The organism is Rhizobium sp. BK456 (assembly GCF_014194045.1).
In the GTDB taxonomy this organism is placed as follows: Bacteria; Pseudomonadota; Alphaproteobacteria; order Rhizobiales; family Rhizobiaceae; genus Rhizobium; species Rhizobium redzepovicii.
Genome location: NZ_JACIAO010000001.1, coordinates 809380 through 835658 on the forward strand (window position 1 = coordinate 809380; position 26279 = coordinate 835658).

Annotated in this window: 29 protein-coding genes, 2 tRNA genes and 1 pseudogene; 8 read left to right on the forward strand and 24 right to left on the reverse strand. The window is 60.7% G+C overall.

All coding sequences use genetic code 11. From position 1 onward, the window contains the following. Position 1 precedes the first annotated feature (1 nt). From FHX03_RS04280 to FHX03_RS04305, 6 genes are all read right to left on the reverse strand, one after another. Positions 2–475, reverse strand: coding sequence for a DoxX family protein (locus FHX03_RS04280; RefSeq protein WP_183852960.1), 474 nt, complete (start codon positions 473–475; stop codon positions 2–4). Between the two features lie 12 nt (positions 476–487). Continuing rightward, entirely contained in the window at positions 488–1270 is a 783-nt protein-coding gene (locus tag FHX03_RS04285) for a DNA-binding domain-containing protein (protein ID WP_183852683.1), read from the reverse strand. Continuing rightward, the gene (locus FHX03_RS04290; protein WP_183852685.1) at positions 1260–2285 is read right to left on the reverse strand and encodes a DUF692 domain-containing protein; all 1026 of its coding nucleotides are present in this window, start codon (positions 2283–2285) and stop codon (positions 1260–1262) included. The genes FHX03_RS04285 and FHX03_RS04290 overlap by 11 nt, the downstream gene beginning before the upstream one ends. Before the next feature lie 42 nt (positions 2286–2327). Beyond that, the gene (locus FHX03_RS04295) at positions 2328–2597 is read right to left on the reverse strand and encodes a DUF2282 domain-containing protein (RefSeq protein WP_183852687.1); all 270 of its coding nucleotides are present in this window, start codon (positions 2595–2597) and stop codon (positions 2328–2330) included. Between the two features lie 216 nt (positions 2598–2813). Further along, positions 2814–3857 (reverse strand): patatin-like phospholipase family protein, encoded by a 1044-nt coding sequence (locus FHX03_RS04300; protein WP_183852689.1) that lies wholly within the window; start codon positions 3855–3857, stop codon positions 2814–2816. A gap of 60 nt (positions 3858–3917) precedes the next feature. Continuing rightward, positions 3918–4748 carry a 3-hydroxybutyrate dehydrogenase gene (locus FHX03_RS04305; protein ID WP_183852691.1) on the reverse strand — a complete coding sequence of 277 codons (831 nt, stop codon included), beginning with the start codon at positions 4746–4748 and terminating at the stop codon, positions 3918–3920. A 182-nt stretch (positions 4749–4930) separates the two neighbouring features. On the opposite strand from FHX03_RS04305, the gene FHX03_RS04310 reads away from it, so the two are divergent. The 4 genes and pseudogenes from FHX03_RS04310 to FHX03_RS04325 all read left to right on the forward strand — a co-directional run bounded on the left by FHX03_RS04310 (position 4931) and on the right by FHX03_RS04325 (position 8381). Continuing rightward, positions 4931–5827 (forward strand): LysR family transcriptional regulator, encoded by an 897-nt coding sequence (locus FHX03_RS04310; RefSeq protein WP_183852692.1) that lies wholly within the window; start codon positions 4931–4933, stop codon positions 5825–5827. A 231-nt stretch (positions 5828–6058) separates the two neighbouring features. After that, complete coding sequence (locus tag FHX03_RS04315) at positions 6059–6520, forward strand: cupin domain-containing protein (RefSeq protein WP_246699196.1); 462 nt, start codon at positions 6059–6061, stop codon at positions 6518–6520. Between the two features lie 90 nt (positions 6521–6610). Then, positions 6611–7811, forward strand: a pseudogene (locus FHX03_RS04320) (MFS transporter). An 87-nt stretch (positions 7812–7898) separates the two neighbouring features. Continuing rightward, entirely contained in the window at positions 7899–8381 is a 483-nt protein-coding gene (locus FHX03_RS04325; protein ID WP_183852696.1) for a DUF302 domain-containing protein, read from the forward strand. A gap of 454 nt (positions 8382–8835) precedes the next feature. On the opposite strand, the gene FHX03_RS04330 is transcribed toward FHX03_RS04325, so the two are convergent. The 10 genes from FHX03_RS04330 to FHX03_RS04375 all read right to left on the reverse strand — a co-directional run bounded on the left by FHX03_RS04330 (position 8836) and on the right by FHX03_RS04375 (position 15086). After that, positions 8836–8911 (reverse strand) — tRNA-Phe (locus tag FHX03_RS04330). 284 nt (positions 8912–9195) lie between these two features. Next, positions 9196–9408 carry a DNA gyrase inhibitor YacG gene (yacG, locus tag FHX03_RS04335; RefSeq protein WP_003588672.1) on the reverse strand — a complete coding sequence of 71 codons (213 nt, stop codon included), beginning with the start codon at positions 9406–9408 and terminating at the stop codon, positions 9196–9198. A 167-nt stretch (positions 9409–9575) separates the two neighbouring features. Next, on the reverse strand, positions 9576–10196 hold the full coding sequence (locus FHX03_RS04340) for a Maf-like protein (RefSeq protein ID WP_003570453.1): 621 nt from the start codon (positions 10194–10196) through the stop codon (positions 9576–9578). Between the two features lie 55 nt (positions 10197–10251). Further along, the gene (gene infA, locus FHX03_RS04345; protein WP_003545338.1) at positions 10252–10470 is read right to left on the reverse strand and encodes a translation initiation factor IF-1; all 219 of its coding nucleotides are present in this window, start codon (positions 10468–10470) and stop codon (positions 10252–10254) included. A gap of 123 nt (positions 10471–10593) precedes the next feature. Continuing rightward, the gene (locus FHX03_RS04350; RefSeq protein WP_179867088.1) at positions 10594–11079 is read right to left on the reverse strand and encodes a low molecular weight phosphatase family protein; all 486 of its coding nucleotides are present in this window, start codon (positions 11077–11079) and stop codon (positions 10594–10596) included. Beyond that, positions 11076–11549 (reverse strand): UPF0262 family protein, encoded by a 474-nt coding sequence (locus FHX03_RS04355; protein WP_183779335.1) that lies wholly within the window; start codon positions 11547–11549, stop codon positions 11076–11078. Before FHX03_RS04355 ends, FHX03_RS04350 begins: the two co-directional genes overlap by 4 nt. Before the next feature lie 4 nt (positions 11550–11553). After that, positions 11554–12852, reverse strand: coding sequence for a histidinol dehydrogenase (gene hisD, locus FHX03_RS04360; protein WP_183852698.1), 1299 nt, complete (start codon positions 12850–12852; stop codon positions 11554–11556). A 115-nt stretch (positions 12853–12967) separates the two neighbouring features. Then, positions 12968–13399, reverse strand: coding sequence for a DUF2948 family protein (locus FHX03_RS04365; RefSeq protein ID WP_183779331.1), 432 nt, complete (start codon positions 13397–13399; stop codon positions 12968–12970). A gap of 93 nt (positions 13400–13492) precedes the next feature. Continuing rightward, positions 13493–14785, reverse strand: a complete 1293-nt coding sequence (gene murA, locus FHX03_RS04370; RefSeq protein ID WP_088939387.1) for a UDP-N-acetylglucosamine 1-carboxyvinyltransferase — start codon at positions 14783–14785, stop codon at positions 13493–13495. A gap of 106 nt (positions 14786–14891) precedes the next feature. After that, positions 14892–15086 (reverse strand): hypothetical protein, encoded by a 195-nt coding sequence (locus FHX03_RS04375; protein WP_003588684.1) that lies wholly within the window; start codon positions 15084–15086, stop codon positions 14892–14894. A gap of 156 nt (positions 15087–15242) precedes the next feature. Here FHX03_RS04375 and FHX03_RS04380 point away from each other — a divergent pair. Continuing rightward, a tRNA-Thr gene (locus FHX03_RS04380) sits at positions 15243–15317 on the forward strand. A gap of 190 nt (positions 15318–15507) precedes the next feature. Here the strand turns inward: FHX03_RS04380 and FHX03_RS04385 are convergent. After that, positions 15508–15930, reverse strand: coding sequence for a hypothetical protein (locus FHX03_RS04385; protein WP_312865332.1), 423 nt, complete (start codon positions 15928–15930; stop codon positions 15508–15510). A 279-nt stretch (positions 15931–16209) separates the two neighbouring features. Here FHX03_RS04385 and FHX03_RS04390 point away from each other — a divergent pair, with 279 nt between their 5' ends. Continuing rightward, positions 16210–16452 carry a DUF982 domain-containing protein gene (locus tag FHX03_RS04390; protein ID WP_003588688.1) on the forward strand — a complete coding sequence of 81 codons (243 nt, stop codon included), beginning with the start codon at positions 16210–16212 and terminating at the stop codon, positions 16450–16452. 267 nt (positions 16453–16719) lie between these two features. Here FHX03_RS04390 and FHX03_RS04395 read toward each other — a convergent pair whose 3' ends face one another. Continuing rightward, positions 16720–16980: a hypothetical protein gene (locus FHX03_RS04395; RefSeq protein ID WP_097624809.1), complete on the reverse strand. Its 261-nt coding sequence runs from the start codon at positions 16978–16980 to the stop codon at positions 16720–16722. A gap of 58 nt (positions 16981–17038) precedes the next feature. Beyond that, the gene (locus tag FHX03_RS34305; protein WP_183852701.1) at positions 17039–17299 is read right to left on the reverse strand and encodes a BON domain-containing protein; all 261 of its coding nucleotides are present in this window, start codon (positions 17297–17299) and stop codon (positions 17039–17041) included. Positions 17300–17477: 178 nt separating this feature from the next. Here FHX03_RS34305 and FHX03_RS04405 point away from each other — a divergent pair, with 178 nt between their 5' ends. Next, entirely contained in the window at positions 17478–17744 is a 267-nt protein-coding gene (locus tag FHX03_RS04405) for a hypothetical protein (protein WP_097624862.1), read from the forward strand. Between the two features lie 106 nt (positions 17745–17850). Continuing rightward, positions 17851–19911 carry an ATP-dependent helicase gene (locus tag FHX03_RS04410; RefSeq protein WP_183852703.1) on the forward strand — a complete coding sequence of 687 codons (2061 nt, stop codon included), beginning with the start codon at positions 17851–17853 and terminating at the stop codon, positions 19909–19911. A gap of 13 nt (positions 19912–19924) precedes the next feature. Here the strand turns inward: FHX03_RS04410 and FHX03_RS04415 are convergent, their stop codons facing one another. The 5 genes from FHX03_RS04415 to mscL all read right to left on the reverse strand — a co-directional run bounded on the left by FHX03_RS04415 (position 19925) and on the right by mscL (position 26128). Next, a complete protein-coding gene (locus tag FHX03_RS04415) occupies positions 19925–20977 on the reverse strand; it encodes an enoyl-CoA hydratase/isomerase family protein (RefSeq protein WP_183852705.1) in 1053 nt (350 codons plus the stop codon). Between the two features lie 127 nt (positions 20978–21104). Continuing rightward, positions 21105–23066 (reverse strand): putative bifunctional diguanylate cyclase/phosphodiesterase, encoded by a 1962-nt coding sequence (locus FHX03_RS04420; RefSeq protein WP_183852708.1) that lies wholly within the window; start codon positions 23064–23066, stop codon positions 21105–21107. A 106-nt stretch (positions 23067–23172) separates the two neighbouring features. Next, on the reverse strand, positions 23173–24207 hold the full coding sequence (gene galE / locus FHX03_RS04425; protein WP_183779312.1) for a UDP-glucose 4-epimerase GalE: 1035 nt from the start codon (positions 24205–24207) through the stop codon (positions 23173–23175). A 194-nt stretch (positions 24208–24401) separates the two neighbouring features. Next, positions 24402–25568, reverse strand: a complete 1167-nt coding sequence (locus FHX03_RS04430; RefSeq protein WP_183852710.1) for a pyridoxal phosphate-dependent aminotransferase — start codon at positions 25566–25568, stop codon at positions 24402–24404. Positions 25569–25690: 122 nt separating this feature from the next. Continuing rightward, on the reverse strand, positions 25691–26128 hold the full coding sequence (gene mscL, locus FHX03_RS04435; RefSeq protein WP_097624861.1) for a large conductance mechanosensitive channel protein MscL: 438 nt from the start codon (positions 26126–26128) through the stop codon (positions 25691–25693). Positions 26129–26279: the final 151 nt, after the last annotated feature.

Genomic DNA, 26279 nt, shown 5'->3' on the forward strand with positions numbered 1-26279 from the left:
CTCAGCGCTCCCCTTGAAACAGGCGGCTGGCGACATAGTCGAGCGAGATAACACCGGCTCCGCGCGTCAGGATCAGCAACAGCGGCGCGGTCCAGAGCAAATGATCGGGCCAGTTCTGCGGATAGACGAGGAGCTGGATAGCCGAAATCACGCCAAGCAACATCAGGGTGGCAAGTCGCGAGAACAGACCGAGAAAAATCAATATGGAGCCGCTCAGCTCAGCCGTCGTCGCGAGCCCCGCGGCCACGCCGGGATCGATGACGGGCAGCCTGTATTCAAGCGTGAACAGCTGCACCGTTGTCGGCCAGGAGGCAAGCTTGCTCTGCGACGACTGCCAGAAGACGTGAGCGACGGCCAGGCGAGAGACGAGTTGTGCAAGCGAGAGCGGCAGGATGTTCAAACGCTCCAACGCGGAGACGTAGAGTCCGGCAATCCCGCCTTTGCGGCCCGTTGCGACAGAGTTGATCATGGTCATGATTTCCATCCTTCAATTGGTTGGGAGCTGGATGTGGCGAATGCGGGCCACGAGGCCTTCGGCGAACAAGCCGCTCAAGGCAGTCGCGAGATCGAAATCAGGCGTTCGGAAAAGGATACGGTCAACCGCCGCCTCCAGACTTGCACGCTTCTTCAGTGCACGCAGGAATGCGAAATGCTCAGCTTCGAGACGCAGAAAACGCACGCTCTCGCTGGTTCGCCATAAAGCGATGCGCTCAGGTCGGCGGCGCAATCCCGTCAGCGTCCCGATCTGTCCGCCCGGCTGATGCGCCGACCAGATTTCCAGTGCCGGCCAACGACAGACGAGCAGACGCAGCGACGGCTGAAGAGAAATTTGTGGAATCGTGTCGGCTTCGCCGTCTGCAAGCTGGTCCAAGATGCAGCCCGGCAATGCCGGTGCATCAAGCGCTTCCGCAATCATACATTCCAGCCGGGCCGTTTCGGCGATGAAGGGCATCGAACGAATGTCTTCGAACCCGGCCAGAAAGCAGGGGAAATTGCCGCCATAGCGAACGAGCCGCGCCTCCTGCGGCGGATTGCTGCGTATGAAGAGGCCGGCAATGTAACGAAAGTAGTTTTCGCTTAAAAGCTGCACCGTGACCGGGAAAACCGCGATCAAGGTCGCCGTCAGCGAGGCGAACGTGTTGTTACGGTAGATGTTGAACCGGCGCAGCGGGTCGAAAGCAGCTTTGGCCAACACCGGACCAACGTCACTCCGATCGCCATGCAGAATGGCCTGGGCGATCCTTGACTGCAGGGCGCAATTAGAAGACATGGCCACTCCTCCTTGCCCTTGAATGAATGGCGAAGACGGACGGCTTGATCGTCGCCAGCGCGGCAAGCGCCGGCATCGGCCCTTTCGTGCTGGCGGGCTGCAACGGCAGGACCATGCCGTCGAACCGGCTCGTTTGAGGCGCTGGCCTTGCGGCCAGCATTCGATCTTCGAAGGCGATCGATTGGGCAAGCATATCAGCCCACATGGCTTCGCCGAGCAGCACGTCCAGAGCGGGGACATCGGTATCCCATTCGATGAGCGTGGGGCGATGTCCGATTTTCCGGATCGCATAGGCATAGAGTGACCAGACCGACGGCGGAACGCGGGAGCCGTGGTCGTCGATCAGCACGATATCGCCCTCAACCTCGTTGACTGCATGGCCGGCGAGGTGAATTTCACCGATGGCATGCGCCGGGAGCTGATCGATGAAGGCTTTGGCGTCGAAGCCGAGATTGCATGCCGATACATAAACGTTGTTGACGTCGAGGAGCAGACCGCAACCGGTGAGCCGGACGAGTTCGGCGAGAAATTCCGCCTCGGTCATCGTTGAATCCTCGAAGGCGATATAGGCTGAAAGGTTTTCGATAAAGACGCGCCGCTGAAGCGCGTCCTGAAGCCTCAAGACATTAGTGGCGACGACGGCCAGCGCCTGCGCATCATAGCGCAGCGGCAGAAGGTCATTCAGATAGGCGCCATCGGCAACGCTCCAGGCAAGGTGTTCGGAAACAAGACTTGGCTGGAAACGCAGGCAGAGCTTGCGCATACGTTCCAAGTGATCTCGATCAAGAGCGGAGCTGCTGCCGAGCGAAAGGCCGACACCGTGGATAGACAGGGGATAGCTCTCCCGCAGCCGCTCAAGCGCATCGACCGCCGCCGAGCCGCCCATATAATTTTCCGCATGGACTTCGAGCCAGCCCGCCGATGGGCGGCGGGACAGCATTTCGCCGATATGTTGGGAGCGAAGACCGATGCCCGCGGCGTTCGGCACCGGATTGCTCGGAAATATCTTGGACATCGGTTGCTCCTTTCGGATGTGCAGTTGAGAGCTTGAGAGAGCTCAGGCCTTGGGTTCGGTGCTGCCGCCGGCAATTTTGCTGCAGGTGCCGGCCGGAATGTAAATCCAGGAGTCCTTGGCATTATCGGCCGTCGACGTGCCGGCGCAGGAATGGCTGGCGGTCTGGCAGTCGTTCAGGCCGGCCTTGACGACGCCAAAGCATTTTTCGAACGAGAAATCCGGTTTGGCAGCCGGGCCGGCAAAGGCGCTGGCTGCGCTCATGGAGGCGGCAGCGGCAATGGCTGAGCTGATAAGAAAGCGTGTAGCATTCATGAGAAATCTCCTGGTTCGTGGGTCAAACCGCCATCGGCTTGACCACCTAACTTTCCCAGAAGTCAGCTCGCGTCTGAAATGCTGTCTCCGCATGGTTTCGATACGCCGTCTCTATGCTTCGGCAGTCGATCCCATCTAAAAAAGAGCCCCCGTTGGAAGAGACGGGGGCTAAGGAGGCAGGATTTTGCAAATGCCGGGGGTAAGCTTCGTAGAGGATCAAAGATAGCGTTCGCGGATGTCCACGGTCGATCGCTTGCCGATGTCGTCATAGTTGGCGATCAGCCAGAGTTCGGCGCATTCGCGGCCGCGATCCCTTAAGTCCACGAGCGCTCCCCAGTCCGCGTTCAGCTTGCTCGAGACGCTGAGATTCTTCATCGTATCGTCGTCTGAGATACCGTGCACGAAAACACGCTTGAGATTGGGCGGCGGCGTCCCCTGTGTATCGATAAGCTGCGTGACGAAAGCCACTGCGCGCATCTCCCTGAGCAGCGACGAGTTGAAGCTGATCTCGTTGATGCGGTTGAGAATTTCACCTGCGGTTCGCGGCAGGTCAGTTCTTTCGATCGGGTTGATATGGACCACGAGGACATCGGGCGTATCGCAGCCATAGATCAGCGGGAATATCGCGGGATTTCCCATGTAGCCACCGTCCCAATAGGCTTCCCCATCGATTTCCACCGCCTGGAACAGGAAAGGCAGGCAGGCGGACGCCATAACCGCATCGATGGAGAGCTCGTCATTGCCGAAGACCTTCACCTTGCCGGTCCTCACGTTGGTGGCACAAATGCTGAGTTTGACGGGGCAGCGCGCCATTCGGATCGCGTCGAGATCTATCGATTGTTCCAGCACTTGGCGCAGCGGATTGAAATTGAATGGGTTGAACTGGTAGGGCGACATCAGCCGGGTGACCAGGTCGAACATGACAAATGCCGGGGAGAATTCCAGCGATCTAGAACCAGTCAGACGGTCGAACAAAGACGGCTGCAAAGGTCCCGATGCGGACGCATGGCTGACGCGGCGCCAAAAATTGGCGAGTGCGCTCTGCGCGCCGCTTCGTCCGCCCGCAGCAAGGCCGTAAGCCATGACGGCGGCATTCATCGCGCCGGCGCTCGTCGCCACGATGCCTTCAAAAGAAAGGCTGGGCTCGTCAAGCAGCCGATCGAGCACACCCCAGGTGAAGGCGCCATGCGCGCCGCCGCCCTGCAATGCAAGATTGATCATCCGCGGTTCACGCCCGGCAACGGAGAGTTCGGGCTGCATTCTGGGCTGTCTTCCTATATGTTTGTTCACGATTGCCTCCCTCTTGGTCCGAATAATTGGTCAGTGCGCGGTCCAGCCGCCGTCGACCGGAATAGCGGTCCCGGTGATCGATCCAGCAAGTTCGCCGCAGAGAAACACGGCGAGCGCACCCATTTCTTCGATGGTTGCAAAACGCTTGGTCGGTTGGTCCTTCAGGAAAACATCGCGGATCACTGCATCTCGCGCGATCTTATGCGACTTCGCCTGATCTTCGATCTGGTGCTCGACGAGCGGCGTCCAGACATAGCCAGGGCAGATCGCATTGGATGTGACGCCGAATTCCGCGCCTTCGAGTGCGATCGTCTTTGTGAAGCCGACGATGCCATGCTTGGCCGCCACATAGGCGGACTTGAAGGGCGATGCGACCAATCCATGAGCCGAGGCGACATTGATGATCCGGCCGTAACCTCTGGCGCACATGCCGTCGAATGTCGACTGCACCAGATGAAAAGCGGCGGAGAGATTGATGGCGAGGATGGCGTCCCACTTTTCCGGCGGGAACTTTCCGATCGGCGAAACGTGCTGGATGCCGGCATTGTTGATGACGATGTCGACCTGGCCAAACCGCGCGGCCGCCCTCTCGACCATCATTCGAATGGCTTCCGGTTTTGCCATGTCAGCGGCGTCATAGGCGACGTCGACGTCGTTGTCGCCTGCGATGCCGGCACGCAGCGCCTCGATCTCGACAGGGTCGCCAAAACCGTTCAACATCACGGCCGCACCTGAGCGAGCAAGTGCACGCGCAATGCCAAGACCGATCCCGCTGGTGGAGCCGGTGACGATGGCGCTGCGCCCTTCCAGGGGCTTGCGGCCGACGAGAGTATCAATTTCGGGATCAAAGGCGTTCAGCATATGCGCTCTCCACTGCAATCGACGACACTTTCTGGCGTCATGCAGTCACAGTGGAGTATCGGCGCTCACTTTAGAAATGCCGGTCTGGTATGGAATTGATAAATCCATGGCATTGGATGAGAATGCCGCCGCTGTAGAGAATAGCAGCATAATTAAAAATCGCGTTCACCCTGGGGGCGGCGATGGATATTCATCATATACGTTATTTCTTGGCCGTCTGCGAAACACGCAATTTCACGCGTGCAGCCGAAAGGTGCAACGTTACTCAACCGGCCCTCAGCCGCGCCATACAGCAGCTTGAGGACGAGGTCGGTGGCCTACTGTTTCGCCGAGAGCGCAATCTCACTCATGTCACCGATCTTGGCAATCTGCTCCGGCCACGGTTCCAGCAGATTCAGGATGAGCTCATGGGCGTTCGGACGGAGGCCTCCCGGTTTCTCTGTCTGAGCGAAGCTAATCTCAAGGTCGGTATCATGTGTACGATCGGGCCGCGGCGGTTCACCGGCCTCCTGACCGACTTCAACATGCGTCACAAGGGCATCCAGCTGCAACTGATCGAAGGCGTGCCCACGAGACTGTCCGATCTGTTGGAGACCGGCGAAATCGATGTGGCGCTGATGTCAACGGCAACGGATTTTCCGGAGCGGTTCGACGTGACCTCGCTCTTCCGCGAAAGGTTCATGCTCGCCTTTCCTGCCGGCCACAGGCTCAGTCAATACGACGCCATTCCGATTGCTGCGATCGACGGCGAAGTCTACCTGCGTCGCGTCAACTGCGAATATTGGGACTACCTCTCGGATCTTTGCGATGCGCAAGGTGTCAAGACGCTCGTTTCCTATTCCAGCGAACGCGAAGACTGGATCCAGAATCTTGTCGCCGGCGGCTTGGGCATTTGCTTCATCCCGGAATATAGCGCCGTCATTCCCGGACTGCAGGTGCGACCGGTCGCGGAACCGGAGGTCAGCCGTGAAGTCTGTCTCGTGACTGTCGCAGGCCGTCGCTTTTCGCCGGCGGTTTCCGTCTTTGTCGGCGCTGTGAAATCCTATGGCTGGGCTTCCCCGCCAACCCGACCGCATTGATTGAATGTATCGTACTGCCCCTCTTGAGCATGGCCCGGCATTCGCCGGGCTTTTCGTGCTTATTTGGCAATCGGCAATAGCCCGCGGCTATCGAATTCAAAAGCATCTGGCATTTCTCTTTGGGTCGGCGCTCCGCCACTCTCCTCACATGCTCGACACCGATCTTGCCGAGCCCCAACAAGGAGAACCACGATGCTGCCTTCATTCAAAACCCGCCGAGTCTCTTTGGCTATGCTTGCCTTTAACGCACTGACGATCGCCGCCGGCCTGCACGCCTCATTTGCCTTTGCCGGTGACTGCCCAGCCGATCAAGTTGCCGAAGATGGCATGAAACCTGGTGCGATGATGCCGAAGGGCGTCACCGACAGCGTCCTCAAAACGATCGATCTTTCCTCCAAGGGTGATGCTTGGAAGGGCAGCATGCTACGCATGCGAAAGCTCGTCGTGGAGCCGGGCGGCGTTGTTCCCTGGCATTCGCATGATATGCGCCCAGCAAATATCCTGATCGCCTCCGGCTCGATCACCGAATATCGCAGCACCTGCAAGGTGCCGATCCTGCACAAGGCGGGCGAGGTCACCGCCGAGTTCGGCCACCTCTCCCATTGGTGGAAGAACAACGGCAAGGTTCGGGCCGTGCTTTATTCCTCCGACATTCTGAGCCCGGAGATGCACGACGACAACGCAGCGATGTAATCGCCGGTTTGTCCGTTGACCCAGCCCTTTGAGCCACGCTCCGGCGTTTTCGGCCATTGCCGAAATCGCCGCATTTCGGGGGACCTCGCAATGACCGATATCGAACAGCCGCTCGCATCCATTCATGCGGATAAGACACTACCTGCGGACAGTTGGCGATTTGGACTGATCGCACTTATTGCGTTCCTGACTCTTGTCGACCTCTTCGCGGCACAGGCGGTGTTGCCTTCGCTGGTGGAGAGATTCGAGGTGAGCCGCGCCACGATGGGTTTAGCCGTCAATGCCAGCACATTGGGCATGGCAATCGCTGGTCTGCTCGTGGCTTTTTTTGGTGGTGATGTCGACCGGCGCAACGGCATCTGGATCAGCCTCGCCCTTCTGTCCATCCCGACGACGCTGCTGGCATTTACCGACAACATTCTTGTCTTCGCAGCGTTACGGGTGCTTCAGGGACTATGCATGTCGACCGCCTTTACGCTCACGGCAGCCTACTTGTCTGAACATTTTTCCGCCGGGGAGACCTCCGGAGCGCTCGCAGCCTATGTCACAGGCAATGTCGCGAGCAATCTCTTTGGCCGTATGCTGTCTGCCGCTATCGCCGGCATCGGCGGCCTTTCGCTGAATTTTCTGATATTCGCAGGACTTAATCTCCTCGGCGCCGCGTTGGTTTGGTTCTCGCTCAAGAAAACCGCGAGCATGATGCGCACGAACGATCGAGGAAGCGTTGCCAGGCACATCTGGCGCGTTCACCTTGCCGATCCGGACCTGCGCCGCGTCTTCCTGATCGGTTTCCTGATCCTGTTCGTGTTCATCGGCACCTACCTATGTGAACTTCCAGATCGTTGCGCTCGGCGTGGCACCGATGGCGCTTGGCCTTGTCTATCTTGTCTTTCTCCCTTCGATTGTGACCACGCCGTTTGCCGGGAAGATCGCAAGCCATGTCGGGTCGAAAGCGGCAATCGTATCGACCCTTGCAATGTCCGTCCTCGGCCTCGTGGCGCTTCTCAGCACAAATTTGCCAATCATCCTCGGCGGATTGACGCTGGTGGCAATCGGCACGTTCCTGGCGCAAGCTATCGCCACCGGCATCATCGGCCGGCTTGCCATGAGCGACAAGGCCGGTGCCAGCGGCATCTATCTGGCATCCTACTACACCGGCGGCATGATCGGCAGTCTGGCTCTCGGACAGGTCTATGACCATCTCGGCTGGAACGCCTGCGTGTTTATCCTGATCACCGCACTCGGCGCAGCAATGCTGCTCGGAAGTTCGCTAAGCGCGCCACCGTCATAAGTCCAGCCTCTCGAAGCGACCGGAACGCTGTTCCGCCGCGACCAGACAACTACGCCGAAGATTTACCCAACCAAAGGAGAGAATGACATGCAAAGAGTGATCAACCTATTCCTCACCGCCATGTTTTCATTGGCAGTCGCCATCGTGGCAACGCCCGTCTCAGTCGCCCAGGCAGGGACCCGCGACGGCGTCGTTGTTCTGAAAAGCCATTACTCGGTTGACGAGACTGTCAGTAAGATCAAAGCCAATGTCGCTGAGAAGGGCATCATGCTGTTCGATGATATTGATCAAGCGGCTCTCGGCACGGCTGCCGGCAACAAGGTCCTCCCCTCACGGCTGATTCTGTTCGGCAATCCGGCACTCGGAACGACATTCATCACCGCCAATCCCACAGCCGGCCTCGACTGGCCGGTCCGCGTTCTCGTCTACGAAACGAAGGATGGGACGGTTCGCGTCGCCTACACGGATTTTGCCTGGATCGCGCAGCGCCACGGCATCACCAGCCGCGACAAGGAATTCAAGATGGCGTCTGACGTCATCAAAGCGGTGACGGAACCGGTCGGCCAATGAAGCAGGCTGAGCTCGCGAGCTAACTGACCGTGCCCGCCCAGACACTGATCGAAACGGGCGAAAGCGGCGTGGCCTTCTATACTATTAGACCACTCCTCTACAGCTTCAACAGAGCTTTTCGTGAGGATTGAAGCAGCGATGGGCAAGCGAAAATTTGACGACGACCAGATTACCGGCATCCAGGCCGACGTGACGGTGGCGCATGTTTGCCACAAGCAAGGTATCAGCGAGCAGACCTCTATCGGTGGCAATCGCTGCGGTCCGGAAACGCCGGCTCGATGCGAGAGGACTAAGAGCCCTGGAGGAAGAGAACCATGGCCGGATCCATGCTTTCGGCGGCAACTCTGAGCGAGACGCTGGCGACGACAAAGAAAGGGGCGCTAGCTTCTAGACAAAGAGGTTTGTGGGCCAGCTATCCGAGACTGTGCGTGGAGATTAGTTCTAGGGGATTGAGTGGTGCCCAGGACCGGAATCGAACCAGTGACACGCGGATTTTCAATCCGCTGCTCTACCAACTGAGCTACCTGGGCTAACCTGCTTCCGATGGTGCCTTTTTCGAAAAAGAACCGCGGGGCCTTGGTTCGCCCCGGAAGCGAGCGGGGTTATAGCATCTTGTTCGGCCATGGCAAGCGTCAAATGACTCTTTTTTGACGGTCTTGCCCGTTTTGCCGATTCGTGAGGAAAAATAAGAGCTTCGCTGGCCGAATTCTCTAAAGCGCGTCGCATCAAACTTGATTCATGCGACGCGCTTTAGTTCTTTGTTTTGATGCATGTCGTTACCCCGGAACCGCTGCACACTTCCGGGCGACATGCATTAGTTTTCCTCATCAGGATATTCGGCCTTGGTCTCGTCGTCGGCAACCGGAATGGCATAGGCGCCGGTCAGCCAGCGAGAGAGATCGACCTCGCGGCAGCGGTTGGAGCAGAAGGGGTAATGTTCGCGGTGAGAGGGTTTGCCGCATTCGGGGCAAGGGCGCGCCTTGCGCAGCGGTTCGACCTTGGCGGCGGCTTTGTTGTCTTCGGGCATGATCGGTCCGTCCTAAAGCGCGTCACGATCTTTCAGATTCGCTCCTTGCGCTTTAATTCTTTGTTTTTACGCATGTCGTTACGGCAAAAGCGCTTCGCGCTTTGCCAGGGAAAACCGCTGCACACTTTTGCGCGACATGCTTTAGTTCAGGAGTCGGCCTTCGGGCTTTAGCCCTCGGGCCACCGGCTATGCACGTCGAAGCCTTCGCCGGTCAAAAGCACGATGGTTTCATAAAGCGGCAGGCCGACGACATTGGTGTAGGAGCCGACCATCTTCTGCACGAAGGTGCCGGCAAGTCCCTGAATGCCATAGGCGCCTGCCTTGCCGCGCCACTGGCCGGAGGCCAGGTAGTTTTCGATCTCGAAGCCGGAGAGACGCTTGAAGCGCACCTTGGTCTCGACGATCTTCTGGCGGATCTTGCGATCCGGCGTCACCAGGCAAACGCCGGTATAGACGAGATGGTTGCGTCCCGACAACAGATGCAGCGAACTTAACGCCTCGTCGGCGAACTCGGCCTTGCCGAGAATGCGCCGGCCGACGGCGACCACCGTATCGGCCGAGAGAATATAGCTGCCCTTCCAGGTGATATCGCTCTTGATGGCGGCAAGGGCCGCTTCCGCCTTCTCGGCCGAAAGCCGGCGCGCCAGCGAACGCGGATGCTCCGACTTCTTGGGCGTCTCGTCGATATCCATCGGCATCAGCCGCGACGGTTCGATGCCCGCCTGGTTGAGCAGGTCGACGCGGCGGGGCGAGCCCGAGGCCAGAATGAGCTTGTATTTCAGCGCCATGGAACCTCGACCATCGGCAGACGGGAGAAAACCCCTTGCAGGATCTTGGGCAAGCTTACTTGAAACGGTAGGTGATGCGGCCCTTGGTCAGATCGTAGGGCGTCATTTCCACAAGCACCTTGTCGCCGGCGAGAACGCGGATGCGGTTCTTGCGCATGCGGCCGGCGGTATGGGCGATGATCTCGTGTTCGTTTTCGAGCTTCACGCGGAACGTCGCATTCGGCAGAAGTTCGGTGACGATACCCGGGAATTCGAGGACTTCTTCTTTCGGCATATAAGTGTTTTCTTCCTGTGGGTTGAAGAGGCAGCGCAGCGCGCGCCCTTAAAATTTGGGCGGAAACTACACAATCAACGAAGGTTTGTGAACCTTGTTGATCAGGCTTTCCTTTATTTGTTTTCATGCCGATTGCGCGGCAATGCCATTTCGTTTGAGCAGCCGGCTTTCGATGAGGCCGGCCAGGTGATCGCGGACCTCGCGGTAGCTCTCCAGAATCTGCTCGCGCGTGCCACTGACGACCGTCGGATCCATGGTCGGCCAGTAGACGACGTCGATCGCATTCGAGCGGGTCAGTTCGAGGGCGGCGTGATGGGCCGGCGGCGACAGCGTGATGATCAGATCGAAATAATCGTCCTCGAGTTCCTCAAGCGTCTGCGGCAGGCGGCGCCCCAGTGACAGGCCGATCTCGTCGAGCACGACATCGACGAAAGGATCGCGCTCGCCGGCGCGCACGCCGGCCGACCTGATATAGGTATTGGCCGGCAGAATACTACGGGCGATCGCTTCAGCCATCGGCGAGCGGATGGCATTCATCCCGCACATGAAGAGGATGGCGCCCGGCCTTTTTCCTTCCTCGACGTCGGCGGCGCGATCCATTGCCGTCATCCGCGCCAGTAGAGCACGCAGACCAGGGTGAACAGCCGCCGGGCGGTGTCGAAATCGACCTCTATCTTGCCGGTCAGCCTGTCCTTCAGCGTCTGCGAACCTTCATTGTGGATGCCGCGCCGGCCCATGTCGATCGCCTCGATGCGGCTCGGCGTCGACGAACGGATCGCTTCATAATAGCTCTCGCAGATCATGAAGTAATCCTTGACGATCCGCCGGAAGGGGGTAAGCGACAGGATATGGGTGGCGACGTCGATGCCTTCCTCCGTCCTGATGGCAAAGACCAGCTTGGAATCGACCAGCGAGATATTCAACCGGTAAGGGCCGCCGGCATGGCCGATCGGCGCAAAACTGTTCTCCTCGATCAGATCGAAGATGGCGACGGCGCGTTCATGCTCGACATCGGGCGTCGAACGGCCGATCGTATCGTCGAGGACGACATCGCAAAGCCGGAAATCGCCCGCCGCCATCCCCTCACCTTTCGAGGTTGAGGCGGATCGCAACCGATCGCGCATGGGCATCGAGGCCTTCGGAGACGGCTAGCGCAATCGCCGCCGGGCCGAGGGTGCGCAATTGCTGTGGGCCAAGCCGCAGGATCGAGGTGCGCTTGACGAAATCGAGCACCGAAAGGCCGGAGGAGAAACGCGCCGAGCGCGCCGTCGGCAGCACGTGGTTGGACCCGCCGACATAATCGCCGATCACCTCGGGCGTATGGGCGCCGATGAAGATCGCGCCGGCATTGCGGATGCCGTCGAGCAGCCGGTCCGGATCGGCAACGGCAAGCTCCAGATGCTCGGCGGCGACGCGGTTGGCAAGCGGAATGGCCTGGTTCAGATCGGCAACGAGAATGACCCCGCCGAAATCGCGCCAGCTTGCCGCGGCGGTCTCGGCGCGGTTCAGCGTCTTCAGCTGGCGTTCGACCGCCTGCTCCACCGCCTTGCCGAATTCGGCATTATCGGTGATCAGGATTGCCTGGGCGCTGGCATCGTGCTCGGCCTGCGCCAGCAGATCGGCGGCGATCCAATCGGGATTGTTGTCCTTGTCGGCGATGACCAGCACTTCGGAAGGGCCAGCGATCATATCGATGCCGACAGTGCCGAAGACGTGGCGCTTGGCGGCTGCGACATAGGCGTTACCGGGACCGGTGATCTTGGCAACCGGGGCGATCGTCTCGGTGCCATAGGCAAGAGCGGCGATCGCCTGGGCGCCGCCGACACGATAAACCTCGGTCACACCGGCAAGCTTGGCTGCGGCAAGCACGGCGGGGTTGACGGCACCGCCGGTGGCGGGAACGGCGATGACGATGCGATCGACGCCGGCAACCTTGGCCGGCACGGCATTCATCAGCACCGAGCTCGGATAACTCGCCGTGCCGCCCGGAACATAGAGTCCGACCGCCTCGATCGCCGTCCAGCGCGAGCCGAGTCCAACACCCATGTCGTCTTCGTAGATATCGTCCTTCGGCAGTTGCCGGCGATGATGGCTTTCGATGCGCAGTGCTGCGAGCTTCAGCGCCCCCAGCACTTCCGGAGGCACCGCCTCGATCGCCGCGTCGAATTCCTCAGGCGTGACCCGCATCGGCACGGCGGCGAAATCGATGCCGTCGAACTTCAGCGAATATTCGGCAAGCGCCACATCGCCGCGGGCCCTGACATCATCAATGATGGCGCGAACGACCGTGTTCACATCCTCGGAGACTTCACGCTTGGTCGTCAGAAAGGCGGCAAAACGCTGCTCGAAACCTTCCGATGCCTGATCCAGCCAGATTGCCAAGGCCGATATTCCTTCTCAACTCGAAACTGCGATGTTCAAACCTCAAGCGTCAAACACTCATTGTTTCATGCATGTCGTTATCCCGGAAGCGCAGCACACTTCCGGGCGACATGCATTAGCGGTGACGAGGCTTGGACGAAGCCTCCCAGGCACCGCCGATATCGGCCATCTGCACCTCGATGCATTCGACATCGAGCGCAAGCGAGGCGGTGCCGGACAGCGACAGCTCGATCGTACCCTCCGGTCCCTCGCCCTTCTGCTCGAAGCGCAGGGCCAGCAGCGACAGCACCTCGTCGCGTTTGCCGCGGTCGATGCCGAGCGACCGCACGGCGAGCACCCGCTTGAACACCAGGGCAGCCCGGCGGCGCTCGAAGCCTCTGCGCTTGCGCTCGGCACCTTCCCAGACGAAACGATTGACGGCAAGGGCGAACTGCGCGTCGCGCGGCGACCAGTCGATATCCCCGACCTTGAAGACGCTGTCCTGCATATGCGCGGAGATGATCGCAAGATCCTCGTCATCGAGCGCCACAAGCTTCAGTTCGGTCATTCAGCTTCATCCCAGCAGGCACCGCCGAAATGGCGATGCGTCAGACAAGGGAAATAAGATGCTGCGGCCAAATACGCAACCGGGATGAACGGCTTACTCGCTGATGCGCTCGACGACGGCGCCACAGCGGGTCAGCTTCTCCTCGAGCCGCTCGAAACCGCGGTCGAGGTGATAGACGCGGGAGACCGTGGTTTCGCCCTCGGCGGCAAGGCCGGCGATGACGAGCGAGACGGAGGCGCGCAGATCGGTCGCCATGACGGGGGCGCCGCGCAGCCGCTGGACACCCTCGATCTTTGCCGTCTGGCCGGAGAGCGTGATCCGGGCGCCGAGGCGGGCCAGCTCCTGCACATGCATGAAGCGGTTTTCGAAGATGGTCTCGGTCACGTGCGAGATGCCGGAAGAGCGGGTCATCAGCGCCATGAACTGCGCCTGCAGGTCGGTGGGGAAGCCCGGGAAGGGATCTGTGACGATATCGACCGGCTTGATGCCGGCGCCATTGCGCCTGACGCGCATGCCGTTGTTGGTCGAAGAGATGTCGGCGCCGGCGCGGCGCAGCGTTTCCAAGGCGGTGTCGAGCAGCGCTACATCGGTATTTTCGAGCACGACGTCGCCGCCGGCCATGGCGACGGCCATGGCATAGGTGCCGGTCTCGATGCGATCCGGCAGCACGCGGTGGCGCGCGCCGGAGAGCGAGGTGACGCCTTCGATGGTGATGGTCGCCGTGCCGGCGCCCGAGATTTTGGCGCCCATGGCGTTCAGGCAGTTGGCGAGATCGACGACCTCGGGCTCGCGGGCGGCGTTGCCGATGACGGTCGTGCCGCGGGCGAGCGTTGCCGCCATCATCAGCACATGGGTGGCGCCGACGGAGACTTTCGGGAAGGTGTAGCGCGCGCCGATCAGGCCACCATTCGGCGCCTTGGCGTTGATGTAACCCGCGTCGATCTCCATAGTGGCGCCGAGCGCCGTCAGGCCCTCGATGAAGAGATCGACGGGACGCGTGCCGATGGCACAGCCGCCCGGCAGCGACACCCGGCAATGGCCTTCGCGCGCCAGGAGCGGGCCGATGACCCAGAAGGAAGCGCGCATCTTCGAGACCAGTTCGTAGGAAGCGGTGGTATCGACGATCGTGCGGCAGGTGAAATGGATCGTGCGGGCGTAGGAATCTTCCTGGCGCTCGCGGCGGCCGTTGACGGCGACATCGACGCCATGATTGCCGAGGATGCGCATCAAGAGTTCGACATCGGCCAGATGCGGCACGTTTTCCAGCGTCAGCGTGTCGCTGGTCAGAAGCGAGGCAATCATCAGCGGCAATGCGGCATTCTTGGCGCCGGAAATCGGAATGATGCCATTCAGCTCATTACCGCCGACGATTCTGATACGATCCATGTGCGCTTACGGGCCGCGCCCGCCTTTCCTGAAATACTGCCTTGGAATAGGGAGTGGGGTGTTTAAGGGATTTTTCGCGACGCTTCAATTGACCGCGGACGGAACATTACGATTCGTCCATTTTTGCGGCAGGCAGTCCATTTGTTTCGTCGGCCTGGCCCGAACGGCGGGCGCGCACCTGCTGTTTGCGTTTCGAAAGATTTTCCCTGAGTTTTTCGGCGGCGCGTTCTCGGCGCAGTTTCGCCTGGGCCTCGATCGCCTGTTTGCGGCTCTGCTGGCCGGTTTCGGTCTTGTCGTTCATGTGACAGGATTAGCCGAATTCGCGCCGATCCAAAAGGGCCTTGCACCCCAATCCACGCGAAGTTGGAATTTGCTGCTTGCGCTTGCCGCCAAGCTGTGGCAATAGCCGCCCCGTTCCCGCGATTTGAGCCACCCGGCTCGCACGGGTCCTGGTCCTGCTGCCGTAGCTCAGTGGTAGAGCACACCCTTGGTAAGGGTGAGGTCGGTGGTTCAATCCCACTCGGCAGCACCAGTTTTCTCTTTCAGTATCCGACATCATTTTCCGCGCGCTCGGCTTGCCCTCATTCAGCTGCCGCCACCAACCGGGGTCGGGCCACTCGTCGCGACCCGTCCTTCGGACCCCCGCTTGCGGGGCGAAGGGGGTATGTCGCGACCTCTCCGTCCATCGCTAACCTCTTGCATGGCACGTCCCCTCGCCCCGTTTACGGGGAGAGGGTTAGGGTGAGGGGCAGCCATCCGCACGAAGCGGACAGCACGGCAGTGCAATCCGGGATTTCGGTGACTTCGAGATAATAAGGTATGAAGGGCGAAAACTGCCAGAGGTCGAACAATTCTCCGGTCAGCACTACTTCCTCATCTGGAATTGGTTCGTGAGGCCCCAAAGGAACTCCATCGAACACGCTTTCGACATACCAGTGATCAAATTTCTCTGCCGAGAGATAGGCGCCAAGATCAATGACCGTGCCGTACACCGGGAGGATAGCTTGCAAATATTTCCGCTGCATTTCGGGGATGGTTTCGACGGAGATATGTGTCAGGAAAGCGTCTTCAGTAGCAGATACCTCTGCCTCGCGAGCGAAGGCCGGCATTGCCAGCGCCGCGCAGAGAAAAGCAGCCTGGATCATTTTTCGATCTAAACTCATGTCGAGCCCTCAGATTTCCCGGCACGGTAGCGGTGGCACCGCGCCGACGCCATACAACTTATTTGCGACTGCGAAAAATTTCGTATGGCGCCCGCCCGCGGTCCGTCCTCCACAAGCTGACATTTGGCCTCATCGGCAACAAACGATTCACCATTGTTGGCCGTGAAAATCCCGCTAGAATGCTACTATGGCGACGTCTCCACGGAGGAATACGGAGGCGCTGCATGCTTTGTTTCTGTCGACAATCGTGGAGGAGCATTGATGGCAACTGAAAAATGGGACAGCCCGGTCAAGGTCGGTTTCGAAGATGCCGACGCGCGAACGGTCAGCGGGCCGTTCGATGCGCTGAAATGCCTGGCGGATTTCTGGCCGAATTCGCGCGGGCTGCGTTATATCAAGGCCCGCAGCACCTGCCGGGCAGCGCTCGATGGGCGCAAGAGCGTGGAAGAGGCGAGAGCCGAGTTTCTGGCGGCGGCCGAAGAGGCGAAGCTGAAGTTGCATTAGCGCCCAAGCGTCCGACAGGACGCGGAAGCACGCTCCGCCACGATGAACTGGCTCCTTCTGCCGGCATTTCCGTAAACGGAGTGTGCCGCAACGGTGCGACGCTTTAATTTACTTAACCCTGCATCGAACCTATGGCGGGTTTTGGTGCAACGGGCGTTGTGCCCGGGATAAGTCTATTCATAAAAGACACGCAGCCATCATGATGATGGTTAGAGGCTCGTCACCTCTGCGGGAACGCAGGCGAGCCTCGTTTGGGCAGGACTATTTTCAGCAGTCCGCGCCACCCTCACTTTCCACCTCGATATAACCGACGCCGATGATCGTGCCATCGCCGGCGCGGATGAAGGAGGGGAGATACTGCGGTTCTGCCGGCGTGCAGGCGATGGCGCCGGTATATTCATTGAGGGCGACCTGGTCCTTCGGCAGCGCCGAATAATTCGTGCCGGTTTCCAGCGAGGCATAAGCGGAACCGGCAAAAACGCCGGCCGATATCATGGTGACTGCCGAGAGGCGAGGAAGCGACTGCATGAGGGGTCTCCAGCGTTTCGATCCGGCATTTCAACCCGCGGAAGGGCACTTGGTTCCCTCAGCGCCGCAACAGACGACTGTGCACATAACCTCGGCCGACGATGCTTTCGGCGATTGCGACCGCCCGCTCGACATCGCCGCGCCGGCGCACGAAACCGTCGAGAATGACATAGGAGCCCAGCATGCTCACAGCAATTTCCTCAGCGTCGAGACCATCGGCGGCATGAAGAGCGCTCTCCACCGAAGCACGTGTCGCCGCATCGCCATGGCCCTGTCGGCCGGGTTCGTCATGGTCGGGGAATAAAGGATACCCGATCACCAAAGCGCCTCCTGAGGTTTGGTATATCCGGTTAACGCCGCAACAACGCTTTTCGTTGCGGCCCGCCGGTCTCGACCGGATATTCGCGCGTGATTTCTGCGGGGCCTGGTGTGGCCCACCCTTGGCGAAAGGTGCCGCGGCTTCCATATCTCTCTGCAGCCGAAAGAGGATGACGGTGATGAAAGTGCTGCTGCCCGTTTTGTTTGCCGGAGTGTTGCTGGCCGGCTGCTCGTCGGCCGATAGTCCGGCGTTGGACCCCATTCCCGGCAGCATCACCTATGGCGGCCAGCCGCGAACGAAACTGACCAAATCGCCGGTCGGCAGCGCCGTCCACCACCAGTTCTACGACGGGACCGGCCAGCGCGTCGAGGAAACCTACATTCTTCAGCCGGATCGGAGCCTGAAGCTGGTGCGGCGCGTGGTAGGGCCGGATTTCCCCGATTGAGGCACCCCTCTGCGCCAGAATGCTTGACAGCGGCTGAAATCGCGAACATTCAAGGAACATCTAATCTTTCCGCAGTGATTCTGCGGAAGCCCGACCGGACGGCTGGATGTATCTCGAAAAGCTCAATCCCCAGCAGCGCATGGCCGTCGAGCATGGCACGCTCACCGACGGCAGCCATATTGCCGGGCCGCTGCTGGTCATTGCCGGCGCCGGCTCGGGCAAGACCAATACGCTGGCGCATCGGGTCGCCCATCTCATCGTCAAGGGCGCCGATCCCCGCCGCATCCTGCTGATGACCTTCTCGCGGCGGGCCGCCGCCGAGATGGCGCGGCGCGTCGAGCGCATCTGCCGGGATGTGCTGGGCACGAACGCCGGCGTCATGGCCGATGCGCTTCACTGGTCCGGCACTTTCCACGGTATTGGCGCGCGGCTGTTGCGCGATTATGCGCAGCAGATCGGCCTCGATGCCGATTTCACCATCCACGACCGCGAAGACAGCGCCGACCTGATGAACCTCATCCGGCACGATCTCGGCTTCTCCAAAACGGAAAGCCGGTTTCCGGCCAAAGGCACCTGCCTTGCCATCTATTCCCGGGCAGTGAACTCGGAAACGGCACTCGATCAGGTGCTGCGCGACGTTTTTCCCTGGTGCGCGGCCTGGGAGAAACAGCTGCGCGAGCTTTTCGCCTGTTATGTCGAGGCGAAGCAGAGCCAGAACGTGCTCGATTACGACGACCTCTTGCTCTACTGGGCGCAGATGGTCGGCGAGAGCGTGATTGCCGAGGATATCGGCAGCCGCTTCGACCATGTGCTGGTCGACGAATATCAGGACACCAACCGGCTGCAGGCCTCGATCCTGCTCGCGCTGAAACCCCAAGGCCAGGGGCTGACGGTCGTCGGTGACGATGCGCAGTCGATCTATTCCTTTCGCGCGGCGACGGTGCGCAACATCCTCGATTTTCCCGCCGCCTTCAGCCCGGCCGCCAATATCGTCACGCTCGACCGCAACTATCGCTCGACGCAGCCGATCCTTGCGGCGGCCAACGCCGTCATCGATCTCGCCTCGGAGCGCTTCACCAAGAACCTCTGGACCGAGCGGCAATCTGCCGAGCGGCCGCGCCTCGTCACGGTGCGCGACGAGGCTGACCAGGCGCGTTATATCGCCGACATGGTGCTCGACAACCGCGAGGAAGGCCTGACGCTCAAGCAGCAGGCCGTACTCTTCCGCGCCTCGCATCACAGCGGGCCGCTGGAGGTCGAGCTGACACGGCGCAACATTCCCTTCGTCAAGTTCGGCGGGCTGAAGTTTCTCGACAGCGCCCATGTCAAGGACATGCTGGCCGCCCTTCGCTTCGCGCAGAACCCGCGCGACCGGGTGGCAGGCTTCCGGCTGATGCAGATCCTGCCGGGCGTCGGGCCGTCGACGGCGCAGAAGGCGCTCGACCTGATGGCCGAGGATGCGAGCCCGATCACGGCACTCGCCGCCATGCCGGCGCCGCCGCGTTGCGGCGAAGACTGGACGGGTTTCGTTTCGATGCTGCAGGAGATGAAATCCGGCAAGGCCGGCTGGCCGGCGGAAATCGAGCTGGCGCGGCAATGGTATGCTCCGCATCTGGAAAGGCTGCACGAGGACGCAGCAACGCGGCAGGCCGACCTGCTGCAGCTCGAGCAGATCGCTAGCGGTTATGCCTCACGCGAGCGTTTCCTCACCGAGCTCACCCTCGATCCGCCGGATGCGACCAGCGACCAGGCCGGCGTGCCGCTGCTCGACGAGGATTACCTCATTCTATCGACCATCCATTCCGCCAAGGGCCAGGAATGGACGAGGGTCTTCATGCTGAATGTCGTCGATGGCTGCATACCGAGCGATCTCGCCGTCGGCGCCACCGCCGAAATCGAGGAGGAGCGCCGGCTGCTCTATGTGGCGATGACGCGCGCTCGCGACGGCCTCGACCTCGTCGTGCCGCAGCGCTTCTTCACCTATGGGCAGAATGCCCAGGGCGACCGGCATGTCTATGCATCGCGCAGCCGCTTCATTCCAGCAACGCTGCTGCAGTTCTTCGAGGCCTGCAGCTGGCCGCAGGTGAAATCGGAGACCGCCGCGCAAGCGCATGTGCGGCAGATGCGCATCGATGTCGGCGCCCGCATGCGCGGCATGTGGCGATAAATCGACTATCGTCTCAGAGAGATAGCGGCGGTTCAGCCGGCTTCAGGAAATGCTCGATCCTTGCAGCTCCCACCGCCTCGACGGAGGCCGGCGACCATTTCGGGTTGCGGTCCTTGTCGATGACGGCGGCGCGGATGCCTTCGAAGAAATCGGGATTATCGAGCATCTGCAGGCAGGCGCCGAGTTCGCGGCCAAGGCATTCGGCAAGCGAGGCGCTGCGGCGGCCGGCCCTGAGCAGCGCCAAAGCGAGCTTCAGGCTGGTCGGCGAACGGGTCGACAGCACCCGGCGGGTCTCGGCGGCGAAGTCGCCCTCCTCCCCGGCAAGCGCTGCCAGGATTTCCTCGACACTGTCGAAACGAAAGGCGCGATCGATCATCGCAGCATTCTGCCTGAGCCGGCTTTCTCCGGCAGGCTCGGCAAACTCCTGCAAGAGGGCATCGACATCGCTGGACGAGCTGTCAAGCGGCAGGGCCGACAGCGCCTCGATCACGGCGCCAAGCCGCGACGAGGCGATGTGACGATCGGCCAGCCCGGCGTGGATCGCGTCGGCAGCACCAATATCGAGCCCGGTCAGACCGAGCCATGTTCCGGCTTCACCGGGCGCCTTCGGCAACAGCCAGGTGGCGCCGACATCGGGGACATAGCCGATGCCGGTTTCGGGCATGGCAAGCCGGGTGCGCTCGGTGACGATGCGGTGGCGGCCATGCGACGATAGACCGACGCCGCCGCCCATGGTGATGCCGTCCATCAGCGCGACATAGGGTTTGGGGTAGACGGCGATCTGATGGTTGAGGCTGAATTCCTCGCGCCAGAAGGCGCCTGCGAGCCCATCGCCGGCGCGCGCACTTTCATGCAGGGCGCGGATGTCGCCGCCGGCGCAGAAACCGCGTTCACCCTCCCCCGTCGCCACGACACTCGCCACCCCGGCATCAGAGGCAAAGCCATCAAGAGCCTCGGTGATCGCCCGGATCATCGGCAGCGTCAGGCTGTTCAGCGCCCGCGGTCGGTTGAGCCGGATGATGCCGGCAGTGCCCTGCTGTTCAATGATGACTTCGCCGTCCTGCATGCTTCGCCTCCGCTGCTGGAGCCTTCCTGATCCATTGAGGCATTCTGCCCAGGAAAGGCTCGAGACCATGAATAGACGACGATGCAGCGTCGCTCCAGTCGATTTAACACAGGCGAAATCGATCGGCTCAGGCAGACAGCGAATTGCGGGCGGAGGCTGCGGCGTCGCACCGAGCTGCGTAGTCGATGGCAAGCTCCAGCGGCAGCGGCCGCGAGAAATGATAGCCCTGCGCCAGGCGAACGCCCATCGCCTTCAATCCCTCGGCGACCCCTTCGCTTTCGACGCCTTCGGCAACGGAGGCAATGCCGAGATTCTGGCAGAGATTGGCGACCGAGCGGGTGATGTTCATGCAACGGGCGTCGCGATCGAAATTCATCACGAAGGCCTTGTCGATCTTCAGCTTGTCGAAGCCGAGACGGTGGATATGGCTGAGGCTCGAATAGCCAGTGCCGAAATCGTCGAGCGCGATCGAAATGCCGGCCGCGCGCAGCATGGTGATGACCTGATCGGCGGTGTCGAAATCGGAGAGCAGCGCCGTCTCGGTGATTTCAAATTCGATGCGCCGGGGATCGAGTCCGGAGCGGGTGATCATGCCAAGCAGCGCCATCGATGTTTCATGGTCGCAAATATCGCGGGCCGAAAGATTGAAGGACAGCTTGAGATGGCATGGAATGATTGCCAGCGCTTCGAGCGCCTTGGCAAAAAGGATGCGCGTCATCCGGCCGATGACGGCCGTGCGCTCGGCCGCGGGAATGAAAGCTTCGGGGCTGATGCGGCCGAAGCGGGCGCTGTCCCAGCGGGCAAGCGCCTCGTAACCGACGACGCGGCCGCTCTTCAACTCGACGATCGGCTGATATTCAAGTTTCAATTCGCTGGCAAAATCATTCGCCTGCAGCTCGAGTTCGATCAGGTGGCGCTGGGTCAGGATCTTCTCGTGCTCGGCCGAGAAGAATTCGACGCCACTGCTGCGCTTGCTCTTGACCTGGTAGAGGGCGAAATCGGCTTTCTCGTAGAGATCCTCTGCGGTGTATCTGCCGATCTCGGGATAGACGATGCCGCAGGAGCCGAAAACGCGGACCGAGCCGTCGGGGATTTCATAGGGATCGCGGACGGCGGCGCAGAGTGCCTGGCCGAGATCGGCGATCGCCTGGCGTGTCATCGAACAGGGGAAAATGATACCGAACTCGTCGCCGCCGAGACGGGAGACGATGCCCTCTTCGCCGACCAGCGCGGCAAAACGGCGGGCCGTCTCCTTGAGCACCAGATCGCCGGCGGCATGGCCGAAGACATCGTTGACGGGCTTGAAGCCGTCGAGATCGAGAATGCCGAGAACGGGCGGCGCGGACGGATCCTTCTGCAACCGTTTTTCCAGCGAGAGAAAGAAGCTGCGGCGGTTGGCGAGGCCGGTCAGCTGGTCCTGCAGCGCGTTGCGGCTATTGACGAGGTTCAACTCCTCGGCTTCCGCCCGCTTCTGCTTCAGTTCCTCGGTCAATTGCACCAGACCGACGAAATTCTGGAAATAGCTGTCGATCACCCTGAGGAAGGGCAGGATCAGGAAGAGGCCGCTGACGGCGGTCGCGACGAAAACAGGATTGCCCGAGAACATGAAGGTCGCGACCATGGCCGAGAAGGTGATGACCGTGGTCAGCGCCGCCGCCATCGGCAGATGCATCAGGCAAAAGATGCAGGAGATGCCGGTGACGACGAGGAAATAGGCGATCTGGCCCTGCTGGGACGCATCGCCATACTGGGAAAGCGCGATCGCCCAGCCGCCGAAAGCGACGGTGAGGATGGCGGCGCCCGATATGGTGATCTTCATCAGCCGGTAGGCGCGCTCGGCTGTGACGTTCTCCTTGCCCCTGATTTCCCACCAGCAGAGACGGAAGACACAGACGATGCTCAAGGCGACAGGGATATAGAGCGAAAGCCAGAGCGGCGCGGATTCAAGATGGGTGATCGCCACCGCAAGGGCGTTGATGACCAGGAGTACATAGAGAATGGGGATCTGCGACGACAGGGCCCGAAACTGCGCCGTCAGAAGCGTCGGATTGTCTTTTTGCAGCTGCAATGAGGCCAGAAACTTCTTCATCTTCCCTTTTCCGTCGACCACAGCCGGCCAGAGAAAGCTTGATCATTCCTTATTCACGGACGGCATGCGAGGCTTGTAAGCGCGGGATGGTCAGCGCTCAGGCCGCTCAGAAGGAAGCGGCTGCGAGTGCCCGGTGGATGCTGTGCAGGTCGTCGACGTTTCTGTTCGCTAGGAAGAGTTCCCAGTCGAGAGAGCTCTGGACGATGGTTTCCAGCGAATCGTGCCTGGGCTTCCAGTCGAGCACCTGCCGGGCGAGCGAAGCGTCGGCGACGACGCTGGCTGAATCGCCGGCGCGGCGCGGCGCCATGTGGATCTTGAAGGAATGTCCGTGCAGGCGGGTGACCATGTTCAGCACGTCGAGCACGGAATAGCCGCTGCCATAACCGCAATTGGCAACGAGCGAACCCTTGCCGCGGCGCAGGTGCTGCAGCGCTTTCAGATGCGCATCGACAAGATCGGTGACATGGATGTAGTCGCGCACGCCGGTGCCGTCATGGGTGGGATAATCGATCCCGTAGACACTGACGCTGTCGCGCCTGCCGAGCGCTGCCTCGCAGGCAACCTTGATGAGGTGGGTGGCACCTGACGTCGACTGGCCGGCGCGGTGGTCGGGATCGGCCCCGGCAACGTTGAAGTAGCGAAGCGCGACATAGTTGAAGTCATAGGCCGCGGCGGCATCGCGCAGCATGAATTCGGTCATCAGCTTCGACTGGCCGTAGGGATTTTCCGGATTGAGGGAGGCAGTCTCTTTCACCGGCAGGTCGGTCTTTTGCTGACCGTAGACGGCCGCAGTCGACGAGAAGACGAAATTGCGGATCCCGGCTTCGACCGACGCGGAAAGCAGCGCCCGGGTCTTGCCTGAATTGTTGTCGTAATAGGAAAGCGGATCGGCGACCGAGACCGGGACGACGGCGGAGCCGGCGAAATGAATGATCGCCTCGATGTCGTTTTCGATGAAGATTTTCTTCAAGATGTCGGGATCGGCGACGTCGCCGAGATAGAAACGCGCCGCCGGCGCCACGGCCCAGCGAAAGCCCGTGGAGAGGCGGTCGAGCACGACCACATCCTCCCCCGCGTCGAGCAGCGCCCAAACCATGTGACTGCCGATATATCCGGCGCCGCCCGTCACCAAAACCGCCATGTCCCGCATCCCTGCCTTGTTTTATAGCAGGGTCATCAGGCCCGGTTTTTCTTTCCAATTTTCTTATCGAACGGCCGTTCCAGGCCCTTTGAACCGGTATGTTTGGACTTGTGGTTAGAGGCCGATTTCAGGCTTTGCTCAAGTTTTATCGATCGGCCGATTCCGGCACGAAATCGTTTGGATCGAGCCGCTTCTCAGCGCTTGAGGATATAGTCGCAGAGACGCTCGGCCGCGACCGCCACCTGGGCGGGATCGCGCAGGAAACAGGCGCGCAGGAAAAGTTTGCCGCCGGCGCCGAACGCGGTTCCGGGGGCAAGGCCGACGCCTGTCTTGTCGACGATGTCGATGGCAGCGCTGCGGCTGTCGGTGACGCCGTCGATCTTCAGGAAGGCATAGAGCGCGCCATCCGGCTTCAGTGTCTCCACGCGATTGGTGGCGACAAGCGCGTCGCAGAGAAGATCGCGGGAGCGGGCCGCCTTGGCGATATTGGCGGCGATGAAATCGTCGCCCTGATTAAGGGCTGCGACGGCGCCCTTCTGCATGAACTGGGCGACACCCGATGTCGAATACTGGATGAGGTTTTCGAGCACTTGGCCTATCTGAGGCGGGGCGACGATCCAACCGACGCGCCAGCCGGTCATCGACCAGTTCTTCGAGAAGGAATTGACGAAGATGATCTTGTCGTCCGTCTGCATCACATCGAGGAAAGACGGCGCCCGGCCGCCGGCAAAATAATAGAGCGCGTAGATTTCATCGGCCATGATCCAGAGATCGTGCCGGCGGGCCAGCGCCAGGATATCGGCAAGATCCTTCTTCGTCGCCGTCCAGCCCGTCGGATTCGACGGCGTGTTGACGAAGATACCCCTGGTCTTCGGCGTGATGGCGGCTTCGACGCGGTCGAGATCGACCGCCCATTTGCCGCCTTCGAACTGCAGTTCGACGCCGACGGAGCGCGCACCCGCGATCTCCAGGGCTGCGGCGATATTCGGCCAGGCAGGGGTGAGATAGACGAATTCGTCACCCGGCGAGGTCATCGTCTGCACGGCGATCTGGATCGCCTGCATGCCGGAGCCGGTGACATAGAAATGCTCGACCGGAAGCCGGTGTCCGAAATGCCTGAAGTAATAATCCGAAAGCGCCTGGCGAAGCTCGGGAATGCCGCGCTGCCAAGTGTAGAAGGTCTCGCCTGAAGCAAGCGCGTCCATCGCCGCCCGGCTGATGAAATCCGGCGTTGGCAGGTCGCCTTCCCCCACCCAGAGAGGCAGCAGGCCTTCGCGGCCGCGGGCATAATTGACGACTTCGACGATCCCGCTTTCTGGCGCCGCCAAGGCGCGCGGGCTGAGGCTCTTCACAATCGACATGCATATCTCCGGTTTCCGCCTTCATAGAGGATTTGCGCCGGCAAATCCCATGATATCCAGTGATGGCACATCGATTTTCGTGATGAATGAGTCCGGCCGGAACGGATGGGCTCCAGCTCGGATCAAGCCGTCGGGCGTGTGGCCAGAAGATCGCGGATTTCCGTGAGCAGCTGAACGTCTGCCGGCGGCGGGGGCAGTTCCTCCGGTGCGGCCTTTTCCTTGCGCTCGACCTGGGCACGCAGGGTGTTCACGCCCTTGACCATCAGGAAGATGATCCAGGCAAGGATCAGGAAGTTGATGAGCACGGTGAGGAAGCTGCCATAGGCAAACACCGCCCCTTGCGCGCGGGCGGCTGCCAGTGTCGGCGCGTTGACGGCAGAGGAGAGCGGCAGGAAATAATTCGAAAAATCGAAGCCGCCGAAAATGGCGCCGACGATCGGCATGATGAGGTCGTCGACCAGAGATTTGACAATGCCACCGAAGGCGCCGCCGATGATGACGCCGACCGCCAAATCCATGACATTGCCGCGGGCGATAAAGGCTTTGAATTCGTTGAGCATCGGATCCGTCTCCCTTCGATCCATTTCAGAGAGTATGCGATGGATTTCATTAGCTACATCTTCATTGCGATTAATCAATCGGCAATCGCAATTATTTGGCAATACCCCCGGTGGTCTTTGACTTAAGGCCTAGACGGGCGGGAATTTTCAA